This is a genomic window from Massilia haematophila (genome assembly GCF_042647645.1).
Lineage (GTDB): Bacteria > Pseudomonadota > Gammaproteobacteria > Burkholderiales > Burkholderiaceae_D > Telluria > Telluria haematophila.
This window is the reverse complement of record NZ_JBHRVV010000001.1, coordinates 2,313,977-2,329,380: the sequence shown is the minus strand read 5'-3', so window position 1 is coordinate 2,329,380 and position 15,404 is coordinate 2,313,977. Positions and strand designations below refer to the sequence as shown.

Sequence of the window (15,404 nt, the reverse complement as noted above, 5' to 3'; positions counted from 1 at the left end):
ATGTCGGAGCAGACGCTGGACGCGGCTTCCCAGGAAGAGATGCTAAGCCGCATCGGCCACATGACGCGCGCGCTGCACGACAGCCTGCGCGGCCTGGGCCTGGACAAGCTGATCGAGAAGGCCGCCAGCGACATTCCCGACGCGCGCGACCGCCTCGATTACGTGGCGCGCCTGTCGGAGCAGTCCGCCAAGCGCGTGCTCGACGCCACCGATACGGCCGGCCCCCTGCAGGACGGCATCGAAACCCGCAGTGCCGAGCTGCGCGGCCAGTGGCAGGCCCTGCTCGACAGCCAGCCTGAGGGCGATGCCGGCTGGCGCGCCCTGGCCGAGCGCACCATGGCCTCGCTCGCCGAATCCGAACGGGCGGCCGTCGCCACCCGCGGCCAGCTGATGGACATCATGATGGCCCAGGACTTCCAGGACCTGACCGGCCAGGTGATCGGCAAGATCACCTCGATCGCGCAAGACCTGGAAAAGCAGCTGGTGCAGGTGCTGATCGACTTCGCGCCGAGCGAAATCAAGCGCGAGCTGGACAGCGGCCTGCTGAACGGGCCGCAGATCAAGCCCGAGGGCAACACCGACGTCGTGGCCGACCAGGGCCAGGTCGACGACCTGCTCGACAGCCTCGGGTTCTGACCGGGGGCTGGACGCGCCGTCCGGATGCCTGTTCCGGCCTTCTGTTCCATTCGCGCCGCTTTTCATGCACCACAAAAACTACATCGTTCGCGAACCGCTGCTCGATCCCGCGCAGCGCGTCATCGGCTACGAGCTGCTCTGGCAGCAGGGCGGCCAGCCGGTCCTCGACACCGACCTGGAACAACTGGTCGGCTTCGTCGCCGCCCACGTCCAGCACGAGGAGCACGGCTGGCTGCTGCGCGACAAGGTCCTGTTCCTCGACGCCGTTCCCGCCATGCTCTCGACCGACGCGCTGTTCGCGTTGCCGCCCGAGCGCACCGTGCTGAGCCTGCAGGCGCGTTACCTGATGGACCCGGACACCCGCGCCGCCGTGCAGGCGGTACGCGCCGGCGGTGTCGGCATTTCGCTGCGCGGCCTGGAAGTCGGCAACCTCACCAAAGCCTTGGTGCCCTACGCTTCCCACGTCGAGATGCGCTTCGCCGGCATCGACGTGGCCGAGCAGGCCCGCACCTATGCCGCGGCCAAGCAATCCTCGCTGCGCATGATCGGCCGGCCGGTGAGCAACTGGATCGACTACGATGCCTGCGCCGCACTGGGGCTGGAAGCCTTCGTCGGCAAGCTGCACCTGACGCCGCGTCCGGGCAACCCGGTCAAGGGCCTGAACCCGACCCAGGCCATCATCCTGCAGCTGATGCAGATGGTGCAGGAGAACGAGGACATCCCGAAGCTGGAGGGCGTGCTCAAGCGCGACCCGGCGCTGACCTACAAGCTGCTGCGCAACATCAACTCGGCCGGCTTCGGCGCCGGCCGCGAGGTGCAATCACTCCGCCAGGCGATCGCCCTGATGGGCTACGCGCCGCTCTACCGCTGGCTGACCCTGCTGCTGGCGAGCGCCAGCACCAGCGGCTATTCGCCGGTGCTGATGGAGACGGCGGTGGTGCGCGGGCGCCTGACCGAGCTCCTTGGCCAGAAGGCCCTGGCCAAGGGCGAAGCCGAGAACCTGTTCGTCGCCGGCATGTTCTCGCTGCTCGACCGCCTGCTCGGCCTGCCGATGAAGGAAGTGCTCGACACCGTGCCGCTGCCGGCGGAAGTGGTGCGCGCGCTGCTCGCGCGCGACGGCCTGTACGGGCCTTACCTGGCGTTGGCCGAAGCCTGCGAACTGAGCTCGAACCTGGTGGGTTCGCTCGCCGCCGCGCTCGACCTCAGCCCGCTGGAAGTCAACAAGGCGCACCTGTCGGCGCTGGCCTGGGCGCAGGCGGTGACACAGTAAGGGAAAGGTTCTTCGCCCGCATGCGTGATCGGTTCATGCTTTTCGTAGGGTGGGCACTTGTGCCCACGCGGTCTCACGACATGCATTGACGCGCCCTCATCCAAGGTCCCTAAGCGGGCTTCTCCCATCCTGCGGACTTCAGCGCATCGCAAGCGCCGTACCGCGTGGGCACGAGTGCCCACCCTACAACGGCAACCTCAAATCTCTCAAGCCGGCTGGCGATCGCGCCCGCTGCCGATCAGCCGCTGCAACTGCTGGTGCATCTGCATCTCGATCTGCTCGAAACTGCAGCCGATCTGCACCTGCTCGCCCAGCAGGAAGCTACGGAAAGGCCGCAGCAGGCGCACTTCGAGGTCGGCGACGATCACCAGCGCCGGTCCCAACTGCAGGCGCACGCCCTTCAGCTTCTTGCCGACGTGGAGGCCCACCGCCTGGTCGGGCGTGGCGCGCAGGCCGACGCCGCCGGTCGAGTAGTCGCACAGCGGCAGTTCGTACTGCTTGTTGAGCAGGGTGAAGGTGGCGGCGTAGTTGCCGTTCAGCGGCGTATCGCAGCGCTGGGCCGAGCGCCGGTTCAGCACCAGGCAGGATTCCGGGAACACGGCAGGTACCATGTTCGGCTGGCCGGGCAGGGCGGCCCAATCGCTTTCCAGCTCGAACTGCAGCTTGGCGTTGCCGCCCAGCGCGGCGACGAAGGTGGCGCGGCCGGACGCCAGCGGCTCGTCGCCGACCAGGTCGAGCACGAAGTGCGGCTCTTCCGGATCGACCGACGCGATGCGCGCCAGCCGCGGCTCCGGCAGGTTGGCCGGATAGATGGTCAGGGGCTCGCCGGTGTCGGCCAGGGCGGTGAAGGTCTCGCCGATGTCGAAGGGGTCGCGCATCGCGTGCGGCGACGCGTTCGGCGCCATGCGCGCCAGTACGTCAGCGGGACGGGGCGGCCCTTTGCGGGGCGGACGGGAGGGGGAATCGGTCACGGCGACTATCCTTGCAGCGAATATCTCCGGCTGTTTTGCCGGTGCACGGCAGTATAAACCGCCGTGCATGATGTTGCAAAAAATAAATAGTTATTTGCAAAAGTGCAGCGCCGCCGTGGTCCTCAGATTTCGAGGTTGTCGATCAGGCGCGTGGTGCCGAGCTTGGCGGCGGCCAGCACCACCAGCGGCGTGCCCTGCGCCAGGTCGCCGGCCGAAGGCGGCTGCAGGTCGATGCGCTTGCGCACCGAGATGTAGTCCGGCTTCCAGCCGCGGCTCGACAGCTGGGCCATCGCGTCGCGCTCGACCGAGAATGTGTCGAGGTGGCCGGCGCGCATCTCGCCCGCGACGAAATTCAGCGCGGCGTACAGCGCCGGCGCTTCGGCGCGTTCTTCCGGCGACAGGTACATGTTGCGCGAGGACAGGGCCAGGCCATCTTCGGCACGGTAGGTCTCGGCGCCGATGATCTCGGTCGGCAGGGCGAACTGGCGCGCCATGTTACGCACGATCATCAACTGCTGGTAGTCCTTCTTGCCGAACACCGCCACGCGCGGCTGCACGCAGGAGAACAGCTTGGTCACCACCGTGCACACGCCGTTGAAGAAGCCCGGACGGAATTCGCCTTCCAGCGTGTTGCCGAGGGTGTCGGGCGGCTGCACGCGGTATTCCTGGGGCTCCGGGTACAGGTCCTTCTCGGTCGGCGCGAACAGCACGTAGACGCCTTCCTTTTCCAGTTTCTCGACGTCGGCCTGGAAGGTGCGCGGGTACTTGTCGAAGTCCTCGTTCGGGCCGAACTGCAGGCGATTGACGAAGATGGAGGCGACCACTGGGTCGCCGTGCTTGCGCGCCAGGCGCATCAGCGACAGGTGGCCTTCGTGCAGGTTGCCCATCGTCGGCACGAAAGCGGTGCGCAGTTGGCCGCGCAGCTGGTCGCGCAATTCGTCAATGGTGGAGATGATTTTCATGGTGAGTGTGTGCGAAAGTAGAGAGCGCCCGGGCCTTCAGGCCGGCGAATAGGCCAGGCGCACGTAGATCGGCGCGAACGGTTCGGCCTGGGTGATTTCGACCAGGGTTTCCTTGGCCAGCTCGAGCAGGGCGACGAAATGCACGACCACGATGGGCACCGTGGCGTGGCCGGCGAACAGTTCGCCGAATTCGACGAAGCGCTGCGACTGCAGTGTACGCAGGATGGCCGACATGTGCTCGCGCACCGACAGTTCCTGGCGCCCGATGCGGTGGTGCTGGGTCAGCTTTGCCCGGCGTAGCACGTCGAGCCAGGCGCGCTGCAGGTCGTGCGGATCGACGTGCGGCAGCACCGGCGCCAGGCCCTGTTCGACCGGCAGCGAGGGACGCTGGAAGTCGCGCCCTTCCTGCGGCAGCGTGCCCAGCTGTACGGCGGCCAGCTTGATCTGCTCGTATTCCAGCAGCCGGCGCACCAGCTCGGCGCGCGGGTCGCCGACGTCCTCGACCAGGTCGTCCTGCCTTTTGGGTAGCAACATGCGCGACTTGATCTCGATCAGCATGGCCGCCATCAAGAGGTACTCGGCCGCCAGCTCCAGGTTGCTTTGCCGGATCTGTTCCACGTACTCCAGGTATTGCAGGGTCACCTGCGCCATCGGGATATCGAGGATGTTGAAGTTCTGCCGGCGGATCAGGTAGAGCAGCAGGTCGAGCGGCCCCTCGAAGGCGTCGAGGAAGATCTCGAGCGCGTCGGGCGGAATGTAGAGGTCGTTGGGCATGCGCAGCAACGGTTCGCCGTACAGCCGCGCAATGGCGGCGGCGGCCGCATCGTCGAGCGCGGTGGCGTCCGGCGTAGCGACACCCGGCGTGGCGACGCCCGGCACGCCCATCTCCTGCACGGGGTCGGCCAGCGCTTCGGGCGCTGCGCCCGGCGTGGCCTGCTGCGGCGTCATGCCTGTGGTGCCTTAGACCTTGGACTGGTACGGGTAGGCTTGCTGGCGCAGGCGCGATTCCTGGATGCGCGCCTGTTCGTCCAGCGAGATCGGCGCCTTGTCCCACAGCAGGTTGCGGCCTTCGATCTGGCGCTGCTCCATGCCAGGGGTCTTGGACTTCAGCTCTTCGATGAACTTGGTGTGGTCGGAAACGTAACCGGTAAATTTAGGCATTTTCTTGCTCAATAAAAAGAAAGCCGGGACGGCGAGGCAGATTGTTCTGCCCGGCAGCCCCGGCGTCAAGGTTTACGAATGCAGCGCGTTCAGCTGGCGGGCGATGATGTCGTGGTTCAGCCACAGCACCGGGGCGATCTTTTCCGACGCGCCGTGGAACATCAGCGGACCGGCGCCTTCCAGCACCAGCGAGGACAGGTGGTCGGTGATCAGGGCCTTCTTGTCCTTGTGCAGGTCGGTGATGGCTTCCGAGGTGCCGATCATGACCTCGGCCAGGGCCGGGGTGTTGTCCATCGGCCAGGCTTCGAAATTGCGGAACTGGGCGCTGGTGGCGTCGTTGTTGTATTGCTCGATGGTGTCGAGCAGCGACTGCAGCGAGGTGCCTTCGCCCAGCAGGTCCTGGCAGATCGCCCATTGCTTCTCTGCCCATTCGCCGCCGCCTTCCTTCTTCAGGGCCAGCAGCAGCGGGAACAGCGAGAGTTCGACGCCGACGAAGATGTCCGACGAGTTGGTGCGGATTTCCGGGCAGTTGAAGACGGTCGCGGCGATGCCATCCTTCCAGGCGGCTTCGGCGATGCTTTCCAGGCGCATCTTGGCGTAGCCCTGGGTGTAGTTGGTGTAGGTCTGCCAGACGTACTGGCCGCCGATCAGGATCTCGGTGCCGTGGTAGCCGTAGGCGGTGTAGCGCACTTCGCCACCGGCTTTCTTGACGCGCTCGCGGATCGGCGCGGAGGCATCGATCAGGTACTTGAGCGTATTGGCCGTGACTTCGTCGAAGTTCATCAGGATCAGCTTGCCCAGGTCGCTGTCGAGCAGGGCGCGCGAGGATTCGAAGCGCTCGCCGCGGCCCTTGTAGATGCGGTTGGCGATCGCCAGGAAAGCCTTGATCTTCGGGATGCCGCCGGCCATGGTGTGGGCGAAGAAGACGTTGGCGCCTTCCGGGATCAGTTTATCGATCTCGGCCATGGCCTGGGCCGCGCTGGTGGTGAAGCGGCGCACGCCGGCTTCGCGGCAGCGCTCGATCTTTTCCCAGTCCAGCTTGTCGTCTTGCCAGGTTTTCAGCTTGATACCCGACAGCAGTTCGGTCGGGTTCTGCTCGCCCTCCGGGGCATCCATGTCGAAGCCGGCCATCAGCGGGATGTTGACGATGCGGCCACCCAGCTTTTCTTCCGCTTCCGCGTGTTCCTCGGCGGTCAGGGCGCGCAGGGCGCCGGACTCGTCGCGGCGGCCGACGGTGATGCCGACGATGGTCATGCCCGCCTTGCGCGCCTCATCGATCAGGCCATTCACGTAGCCACGGCCGAACAGTTCGCCGAAGAGAACGAAGACGTCGCCCTTGCGGAACACATTGGCTTGTGGAATATGACGGAGGGGATTCAATTCGGTCATTTTATTATCTGCCTATCAAAAGAGTTTGAAGGGGGCGTCTGGAGCGCAAGTTTCTGGAAAAACACGGCATTATAACGCCGCCTTGCGCCCGGGGAATGTGTTTCCTCAGAGGCGGCGGAAGGATTTCGCAGTCCTGCGCAACCCGCCTGCGCGGGCTGGCGGACCGGTTCTTGTTGTACCGAACCTTGCTTAGCGGATGCGCATGCCCGGGGTCGCGCCCGGCATCGGATCGAGCAGGTACAGGCCCGGATTGGCTTTCTCGTCGGCGCTCGATGCGCACAGCACCATGCCTTCCGAGATGCCGAACTTCATCTTGCGCGGGGCCAGGTTGGCGACCATCACCGTCAGCTTGCCGACCAGGTCTTCCGGCTTGAACGCCGATTTGATACCCGAGAACACGTTGCGGTGGCGGCCTTCGCCCACGTCCAGCGTCAGGCGCAGCAGCTTGCCGGCGCCTTCGACGTGTTCGCAGTTGACGATCCTGGCCACGCGCAGATCGATCTTCGCGAAATCATCGATCGAGATTTCCGGCGCGAGTTCCTCGATGTCGGCGCCTGCCGGAGCTGCCTCAACGGCGGTGGCGTCGCTGGCTGCTTCGGCTTGGAGAACGGCGTCCGAGGCCGGGTTCGGGGCAGGCTTGTCGAACAGGTTCTCGATCATCTTCGCATCGACGCGCTGCATCAGGTGGCTATAGACGCCGATGGTGCGGCCCAGCATGGTGTCGTAGACGGCCGCGCCTTGCGTGTCGGCCCAGGAGAACGCGGCGTCGCCCAGGAATTCGGCGACGCGCGCGGCCACCTGCGGCAGCACCGGCGACAGCATCACGGTCAGCTGGCGGAACAGGATCAGGGCGACGGTGCAGACTTCGTGCAGCTCGGCGACTTTCGTTTCGTCCTTGGCCAGCAGCCAGGGCTTGTTCTCGTCGACGTACTGGTTGGTGACGTCGGCGATTTCCATGATCTCGCGCAGGGCGCGGCCGTATTCGCGCGCCTCGAAGGCGGCGGCGATGGAAACCTGGCGCTCGGCGCCATCGACCGTCAGGGCCTTCGCGATCCAGTCCTGCGCGCCGGCCGACAGGTCGGACGCCAGCTTGCCGTCGAATTTCTTGGCGATGAAGCCGGCGCAACGGCTGGCGATGTTCACGTACTTGCCGATCAGGTCGCTGTTGACGCGGGCCACGAAGTCGTCGCCGTTGAAGTCCAGGTCCTCGACTTTTGCATTCAGCTTGAACGCCAGGTAGTAGCGCAGCCACTCCGGGTTCATGCCCAGTTCCAGGTAGCGCAGCGGCGAGATGCCGGTGCCGCGCGACTTCGACATCTTTTCGTTGTTGACCGTCAGGTGGCCGTGGACGGCGACCTTCAGCTTGTCGATGATCGGGTGACCCGAGAAATTCAGCATCGCCGGCCAGAACAGCAGGTGGAAGGACACGATGTCCTTGCCGATGAAGTGGACCTGTTCGGCGTCCGGGTCCTTCAGGAAGGCCTCGAAGTCCATGCCGTTCTTGTCGAAGTAGTTCTTCAGCGAGGCCAGGTAGCCGACCGGCGCGTCCAGCCAGACGTAGAAGAACTTGCCCGGCGCATCCGGAATCGGGATGCCGAAGTAAGGCGCGTCACGGGAAATGTCCCAGTCGGCCAGCTTTTCGCCGGCTTCGCCCAGCCATTCGGAGACTTTATTCACCATTTCCGGCTGCAGGCGGCCCGGGGTGTTCAGCCATTCCTTCAGGAAGGCGAAGCAGCGCGGGTCGGACAGCTTGAAGAAATACTGTTCCGACGGCTTCAGGATCGGGGTCGAGCCGGTGAACACCGAGAACGGATTGATCAGCTCGGTCGGCTGGTAGGCGGCGCCGCAGACTTCGCAGTTGTCGCCGTACTGGTCCTTGGCGTGGCAGGTCGGGCACTCGCCCTTGATGTTGCGGTCGGCCAGGAACATGCCCTTGACCGGATCGTAGAAACGGTCGACGGTCTTGGTGACGATCAGGCCTTCCTCGCGCAGCTTGCGGTAGATGGCTTGCGAGAGTTCGACGTTTTCCGGCGAATCGGTCGAATACCAGTTGTCGAAGGCGATGTGGAAGCCGTTCAGGTATTGCGGGCGGCCGGCGGCGATTTTTGCCACGAATTCCTGCGGCGTGATGCCTTCCTTCTCGGCGGCGATCATGATCGGCGTACCATGGGTATCGTCGGCGCAGACGAAGTGCACTTGACGTTGCTGGTCGCCGTCGCGCTGCATTCGCTGGAAGCGGACCCAGATGTCGGCCTGGATGTACTCCATCATGTGACCGATATGGAAGGCGGCATTGGCGTAGGGCAGGGCAGTGGTGACGAACAGCTTGCGGGTCATGGTCGGAAACGCTCGGGACGATAAAAGAAAACATTTTACCAGCGGATGGCACTAACGGGGATGGCCCTACCTGCCCAGGGGGTATTCCAGGCAATTCCGGCAGCCACCCGAAGCGGGGGCCTGTTTTTTGCTACACTGCGCGCTATCACATCCGGAGATTCACATGAGCATCACAGCAGACGACGTCAAAGCGGCATTGTCAAAAGTTATCGATCCGAATACGGGCAAGGACTTCGTGTCCTCCAGGTCGATCAAGAATATCCAGGTCGATGGCGCCGACGTCGCCTTCGACCTCGAACTGGGCTACCCGGCCAAGAGCCAGGTCGCAGCCCTGCGCACGTCGGCCGTGAACGGCGTGAAGGCGATTCCGGGCGTCGGCAACGTCAGCGTCAGCGTCCAGACGAAAATCCTGTCGCACGCCGTGCAGCGTGGCCTGAAGGTCATGCCGAACGTGAAGAACATCATTGCGGTGGCTTCCGGCAAGGGCGGCGTCGGCAAGTCGACCACCGCCGTCAACCTGGCCCTGGCCCTGGCCGCCGAAGGCGCCAGCGTCGGCGTGCTCGACGCCGACATCTACGGCCCGTCGCAGCCGATGATGCTGGGCATTAATGCTCGTCCGGAAAGCCTGGACGGCAAGAGCATGGAGCCGCTGGAGAACCACGGCGTGCAGGTGTCCTCGATCGGCTTCATGATCGACCCCGACGAGCCCATGGTCTGGCGCGGCCCGATGGTCACCCAGGCCCTGCAGCAGTTGCTGCAGCAGACCAACTGGCGCGACCTGGATTACCTGATCGTCGACATGCCGCCGGGCACCGGCGACATCCAGCTGACCCTGTCGCAAAACGTCCCGGTCACCGGCGCCGTCATCGTCACCACCCCGCAGGACATCGCCCTGCTGGACGCGCGCAAGGGCCTCAAGATGTTCGAGAAGGTCGGCATCCCGATCATCGGCGTCGTGGAAAACATGAGCACCCACATCTGCTCGAACTGCGGCCACACCGAAGCGGTCTTCGGCCACGGCGGCGGCGAAAAGATGTGCAAGGACTTCGGCGTCGACTTCCTCGGCGCGCTGCCGCTGACCATGTCGATCCGCGAGCAGGCCGATTCGGGCCGTCCGACCGTGGTTGCCGATCCGGATGGTCCGGTCGCCGCCGTCTATAAGGACATCGCGCGCAAGGTTGCCATCAAGGTTGCCGAAAAAGCGAAGGACATGAGCAGCAAGTTCCCTAGCATCGTCGTCAAGAACGATTAAGTACCTTTCTCTTTAAGTGCGTATTTCTGCACTTCGCGAGCGCCTTCGGGCGCTCGGCGCGCTTCCGGAGCACGAGGCGCGCGTCCTGCGCGACTGGGTGCAGGGCGCGCCGCACGAGCGCGGCCGGCGCCGGCCCGCCGACTATCTTCCCAAGACCGTACGTGCAGCCTTGCCGGCGCTCGATGCCGAGCTGGCGGGTCTGGTGCGCCTGCTCAGCGAACATCCGGCCGAGGACGGATCGGCGCGCCTGCTGGTCGGCCTGGCCGACGGCCAGGCGGTCGAGACCGTGCTGCTGCCGCGCGATGGGGTGTGCGTGTCGAGCCAGGTCGGCTGCGCGGTCGGCTGCCGCTTCTGCATGACCGGGCGCGAAGGCCTGCTGCGCCAGGTCGGCAGCGGCGAAATCGTCGCCCAGGTGGTATTGGCGCGCAGCATGCGGCCGGTGAAGAAAGTCGTCTTCATGGGCATGGGCGAACCGGCCCATAACCTCGACAACGTGCTGGAAGCGATCGAGCTGCTGGGCGTCGAGGCCAACATCCCGCACAAGAATCTCGTATTTTCCACCGTCGGCGACCCGCGCGCCTTCGAACGCCTGCCGCAGGGCCGGGTGAAACCGGCGCTGGCGCTGTCGCTGCACACCACCCGGGCCGATTTGCGCGCCGAACTGCTGCCGCGGGCGCCGCGCCTGTCGCCGCAGGAACTGGTCGAATTCGGCGAATACTACGCGCGCCTGTCCGGCTATCCGATCCAGTACCAGTGGACCCTGCTGGAAGGCGTGAACGACAGCCAGGACGAGCTGGACGGCATCGTCGCCCTGTTGAAGGGCAAGTACGCCATCCTCAACATGATCCCCTACAACACCATCCCTGACCTGGACTACCGCCGTCCGAGCTGGGACCAGGCGCGGGCGATCGCCGCCCACCTGCACGCGCGCGGCGTGCTGACCAAGCTGCGCGACTCGGCCGGCCAGGACGTCGACGGCGGCTGCGGCCAGCTGCGGGCGCGGGTCGGGCGCAAGACCATTCCCGTGCGCGGCGTGACGGCCTAAGTACTCACCCAAAAATAAATGTGTTTTTGGCTGCCAGAACCGGCGCGTTGCTGCGTTGGCTCGCGCTTGCAGTGCTCGCACTGCGGCGCACTCGCCGCCTTGCACCGCATCCGGTTCTGTTTGCCAAAATTCACATTTATTTCCGGTCGAGTACTTAGCGGACGGCGCGCTTCGCGCCCGGCGTTTATGCTCATGCCCTGATCTTTCACCGGGAGGCATGGATGAGCAACAGGTACAGCGCGCTGGTCGTCGGCGCCAGCGGCATCATCGGCAACGCCGTCGTGCGCGAACTAAAAGGGCGTCCCGACTGGCAGGTGCGCGCCTTGCCGCGCACTTTCGTGGACGGCGTCGAGACGATCAAGGTCGACCTGCTCGACGCTGCCGCCACCGCGCAGGCGCTGCAGGCCGCGCGCGACACCACCCACGTGTTCTATGCGGCGCTCAAGGGCGGCGCCGACCTGCTCGACGAGGAGCGGATCAACGGCGGCATGCTGCGCAACCTGCTCGACGGCCTGAAGGCGGTCAGCGCGCCGCTGCAGCGGGTGGTGCATTACCAGGGCGCCAAGGTCTACGGCGTGCACCTGGGCCCGACCCAGGCGCCGTTCTATGAGGACGATCCGCGCCACATGACGCCGAACTTCTATTATGTGCAGGAAGACCTGCTGCGCGAGCGCGCCGCCGCGGGCGACTTCGAGTGGGCGATCCTGCGCCCGGACGTGGTGGTCGGCGACATCGCCGGCAACCCGATGAACATCGTGATGGTGATGGGCGTGTTCGCCGCGCTCAGCAAGGAAGCAGGCGTGCCGCTGCGCTTTCCGGGCACGCACAAGGTGTATTCCGGCGTGCTGGCCCAGACCACGGATGCCGACTGGATGGCACGCGCCAGCGTCTGGGCCGCGCTCGACCCGGCGGCGCGCGGCGAAGCCTTCAACCTGGTCAACGAGCCTTTCCGCTGGGAGCGCATCTGGCGCCGGGTGGCCGCGGCCTTCGGCATGGAAGCCGGCCCGGTCCAGCCTTTCTCGCTGGCGAAGCAGATGCCCTTGCAGGGCGCGGCCTGGTCGCGCCTCGCGGAGCGGCATGGCCTGCGGACCCTGCCTTACGAGAAGCTGGTCGGCTGGTGGTTCGGCGACTTCGTCTTCAATACCGAATTCGACATGGTCTCGGACATGGGCAAGATCCGCCGCGCCGGCTTTACCGAGGCGGTCGAGACCGAGGCCACGATCGAGCGTGCCATCGCGCGGCTGCGGGCCGCCAAGCAGTTGCCTTGAAATGCAAGGGGGCGCTGCTGCCGGCTAATCCAGGATCCGCTTCAGGTCGTCGAGCGAGAAGGGCTTCGGCACGCTGAGTGCGCCGATCCCGGCGGCGCCTTCCACCTGTCCGTAGCCCGAGGCGATCACGAGCTTCAGCCGGGGTCGGGCTGCCTTGGCGCGGCGCGCGAGCTCGACGCCGTTCATTCCCGGCAGCTCGTAGTCGGTGATCAGGACGTCGTACTGATTGCGCTCGAGCAGGGCCAGGGCCTCGGCCGGGCTGGCGGCGCCGTCGACGCGCTGGTTCAGCATCTCGAGGACCGAACAGCTCATGGTGAGCAGGTCCGGATCGTCGTCGACGAACAGCACGCGCCGGGTCGCCTCGACCTGTTCCAGCGGACTGACCGGCGCGCTCTCTGGCGCAGGAGGCGATCCGCCCGCGGGTTGCGACAGCATCTGGCGCACCTTGCGCGCCAGCTGGTCGCGCCCGTAGGGCTTGGACAGCAGCTGCACGCCGGCGTCGAGCTTGCCGCCGTGGACGATCGCATTTTGCGTATAGCCCGAGGTGAACAGCACCTCGATGCCCGGATTGATCAGGCGTGCCTGGCGCGCCAGTTCCGGGCTGCGCATCTCGCCCGGCATGACGACGTCGGTGAACAGCAGGTCGATCGGCATGCCGCTGTTCAGGATCGCCAGCGCGTCCGCCGCATTGTCCGCCTTGACCACCTTGTAGCCCAGGCTGCGCAGCATTTCCACCACCGTCGCCTGGACCGCGGGATCGTCCTCGACCACCAGGATGGACTCGCTGCCGCCGGTGGCGGGACCGCTCTTGACGATCGGCTCGCTCACCTCGGCCTTCCAGGAGCGCGGGAAGTACATCTTGATGGTGGTGCCGTGACCGGGCTCGCTGTAGATCTTGAAATGGCCGCCGGTCTGCTTCACGAAGCCATAGGCCATCGACAGCCCAAGGCCGGTGCCGCGGCCTTCCGGCTTGGTCGTGAAGAAGGGCTCGCAGGCGCGCTCGAGCACATCGCGGCTCATGCCGCAGCCGTTGTCCGACACCGCGATCAGGACGTACTGGCCCGGCGTGAGGTCGTGATGCGTGGCCACGTACTCGTCGTCGAGCATGGCGTTGCCCAGTTCGATCGTCAGCTTGCCGCCACCGGGCATCGCGTCGCGCGCGTTGATCGCCAGGTTCAGGATGACGTTCTCGAGCTGGTAGGGGTCGACGCAGGTGTTCCACAGGCCGCCGCCGCGGATCGTCTCGACGGCGACGGTCTCGCCCAGGGCCCGGCGCAGCAGTTCGTCCATCTGCTGGACGATGCGGGCCGGGTTGACCACCACCGGCTGCAGCGGCTGGCGGCGGGCAAAAGCGAGCAGCTGCGAAGCGAGTTTCGCGCCGCGCTCGACCGCGCCGAGCGCGGTATCGAACTGGCGCAGCGCCTGCTGGTCGTGCGCGGCGGCGTCGCGCAGCAGCTGCAGGTTGCCGCCGATGACCTGGAGGATGTTGTTGAAGTCGTGGGCCACGCCGCCGGTCAGCTTGCCGATCGCCTCCAGCTTCTGCGAATGCTGCAGCGCGGCCTGCGCCGTCTGCAGTTCGGCGGTGCGCTCTTCGACCAGGCTCTCGAGGCCCTTCTGGTATTTCTGCACTTCGTCCTGGGCCCGCTTCTGCTTGGTGACGTCGGTGCCCTGCACGAAGATGCCGACCGCCGCGCCCTGCGCGTTCAAGATGGGCTGGTAGACGAAGTCGATGTAACGAGTCACGAGCTTGCCGGGGCCCTCCCGCAGCTCGAGCTGGACGCTTTGTCCGACCACGGGAATGCCGGACTGGTATACCTTGTCCAGCAGCTCGAAGAAACCCTGGCCGTCGGCGTCGGGCAGCGCTTCGCGCACGCTCCTGCCGATCAGGTCGCGGTTGCCGGTCAGGTTGCGGTAGGCGTGGTTGGCCAGTTCGAAGACGTGCGCAGGTCCCTTGAGCACGCAGATAAAGCCGGGAGCCTGTTCGAACAGGCTCTGGAAGAAGGAATTGCTCAGCTGGAGTTCGTTGGCCAGCGCCAGCGCACGGCGCGCATCCTCGAGGGCTTCGGTGCGGGCGACGATGGTCTGCTCTAGCTCGGCCTGCTTCTCGGCCAGGTAGCGGGTGTTGAGGACCTGCTCGGTGACGTCGCTGCCCTGCGAGAAGATGCCGAGCACCTCGCCGTTCTCGTCGAGGATGGGCTGGTAGACGAAGTCGATGTAGCTGTCGACCACGCGGCCATCGGTACCGCGCACGGCCAGCGGCATGCCGCGGCCGACGTGCGGCTTGCCGGAAGTGTAGACGCCGTCGAGCAGTTCGAAGAAACCCTGGCCCTCCAGTTCGGGCAGGGCCTCGCGCACCGGCTTGCCGATGATGTCGCGGTAGCCGGCGAGCCGGTGGTGCGATTCGTTCTGCAGTTCGTACACGTGGCCGGGGCCGCGGAAGAAGCAGACGAAGCCCGGGGCCTGCTCGACCAGGCGCAGCAGGTGGCGGCTCTGTTCGGTGCGCGCCTGGAGCAGGGCGTCCTGGGCGCGCATTTCGCGTTCGCGCGCGTCGCGCGTGTGGGTGACGTCGCGAGTGATCTTGCCGAAACCGATCAGGGCGCCGTTGTCGTCGTAGAGCGGATCGATGACGACGTGGGCCCAGAAGCGCGTGCCGTCCTTGCGCACGCGCCAGCCCGTGGTTTCGAAGATGCCTTCGGCTTGCGCGGTCGCCAGGGCCTGGCGCGGCACCCCGGCCGCCCGGTCTTCCTCGGTGTAGAAGCACTCGAAGGAGCGGCCGATGATGTCCGCGGCCGCGTAGCCCTTGGCGCGCTCGGCGCCGGCATTCCAGGTGGCGACGCGGCCTTCGGGCGAGAGCATGAAGATCGCAAAGTCGCGGATTTTCGCAACCAGCGTCGAGGTGAGGTTGGCTTCCAGGGTGGACAGCAAAGGCGAGGCCGTTGACATCGCGATTTCCCGCAAGTTGAAAACGCCGGATTTTATGCCAATCCGACCATCTTTGGTGTCCTGGAGAATAATCTTAAAAATGACAACCCGGCCGTCGGTGCACATGGCGCGGGTTCGGCCCGTCAAAAGCGTCTTCTGTCTGCGCCAGAATAAGTCCAGTAGGAAATTTC

12 protein-coding genes are annotated in these 15,404 nt (G+C 65.7%); 5 read left to right on the top strand and 7 right to left on the bottom strand.

What is annotated here, in order from left to right; translation table 11 throughout:
- Entirely contained in the window at positions 1–636 is a 636-nt protein-coding gene (cheZ, locus tag ACFOPH_RS10330; RefSeq protein WP_312550558.1) for a protein phosphatase CheZ, read from the top strand.
- Between the two features lie 64 nt (positions 637–700).
- Positions 701–1,906: an EAL and HDOD domain-containing protein gene (locus ACFOPH_RS10325; RefSeq protein ID WP_312550559.1), complete on the top strand. Its 1,206-nt coding sequence runs from the start codon at positions 701–703 to the stop codon at positions 1,904–1,906.
- Between the two features lie 206 nt (positions 1,907–2,112).
- Here the strand turns inward: ACFOPH_RS10325 and ACFOPH_RS10320 are convergent, their stop codons facing one another.
- The 6 genes from ACFOPH_RS10320 to metG form a co-directional block, all read right to left on the bottom strand.
- Entirely contained in the window at positions 2,113–2,877 is a 765-nt protein-coding gene (locus ACFOPH_RS10320) for a PilZ domain-containing protein (RefSeq protein WP_379735093.1), read from the bottom strand.
- 122 nt (positions 2,878–2,999) lie between these two features.
- A complete protein-coding gene (gene panC / locus ACFOPH_RS10315; protein ID WP_312550561.1) occupies positions 3,000–3,839 on the bottom strand; it encodes a pantoate--beta-alanine ligase in 840 nt (279 codons plus the stop codon).
- A 36-nt stretch (positions 3,840–3,875) separates the two neighbouring features.
- Positions 3,876–4,787, bottom strand: a complete 912-nt coding sequence (locus ACFOPH_RS10310) for a segregation and condensation protein A (RefSeq protein ID WP_312550562.1) — start codon at positions 4,785–4,787, stop codon at positions 3,876–3,878.
- Positions 4,788–4,799: 12 nt separating this feature from the next.
- Positions 4,800–5,000 carry a DUF3460 family protein gene (locus tag ACFOPH_RS10305; protein WP_312550563.1) on the bottom strand — a complete coding sequence of 67 codons (201 nt, stop codon included), beginning with the start codon at positions 4,998–5,000 and terminating at the stop codon, positions 4,800–4,802.
- Between the two features lie 72 nt (positions 5,001–5,072).
- Positions 5,073–6,389 (bottom strand): enoyl ACP reductase FabMG family protein, encoded by a 1,317-nt coding sequence (locus tag ACFOPH_RS10300; protein WP_312550564.1) that lies wholly within the window; start codon positions 6,387–6,389, stop codon positions 5,073–5,075.
- Between the two features lie 189 nt (positions 6,390–6,578).
- The gene (metG, locus tag ACFOPH_RS10295) at positions 6,579–8,726 is read right to left on the bottom strand and encodes a methionine--tRNA ligase (protein WP_379735090.1); all 2,148 of its coding nucleotides are present in this window, start codon (positions 8,724–8,726) and stop codon (positions 6,579–6,581) included.
- Between the two features lie 163 nt (positions 8,727–8,889).
- Here metG and apbC point away from each other — a divergent pair, with 163 nt between their 5' ends.
- From apbC to ACFOPH_RS10280, 3 genes are all read left to right on the top strand, one after another.
- Positions 8,890–9,978 carry an iron-sulfur cluster carrier protein ApbC gene (gene apbC / locus ACFOPH_RS10290; RefSeq protein WP_312550566.1) on the top strand — a complete coding sequence of 363 codons (1,089 nt, stop codon included), beginning with the start codon at positions 8,890–8,892 and terminating at the stop codon, positions 9,976–9,978.
- Between the two features lie 16 nt (positions 9,979–9,994).
- Entirely contained in the window at positions 9,995–11,023 is a 1,029-nt protein-coding gene (locus ACFOPH_RS10285) for an RNA methyltransferase (protein ID WP_379735088.1), read from the top strand.
- Positions 11,024–11,244: 221 nt separating this feature from the next.
- Positions 11,245–12,291 (top strand): SDR family oxidoreductase, encoded by a 1,047-nt coding sequence (locus tag ACFOPH_RS10280; protein ID WP_312553296.1) that lies wholly within the window; start codon positions 11,245–11,247, stop codon positions 12,289–12,291.
- Positions 12,292–12,315: 24 nt separating this feature from the next.
- Here ACFOPH_RS10280 and ACFOPH_RS10275 read toward each other — a convergent pair whose 3' ends face one another.
- The gene (locus ACFOPH_RS10275) at positions 12,316–15,234 is read right to left on the bottom strand and encodes a response regulator (RefSeq protein ID WP_379735086.1); all 2,919 of its coding nucleotides are present in this window, start codon (positions 15,232–15,234) and stop codon (positions 12,316–12,318) included.
- Positions 15,235–15,404 lie beyond the last annotated feature (170 nt).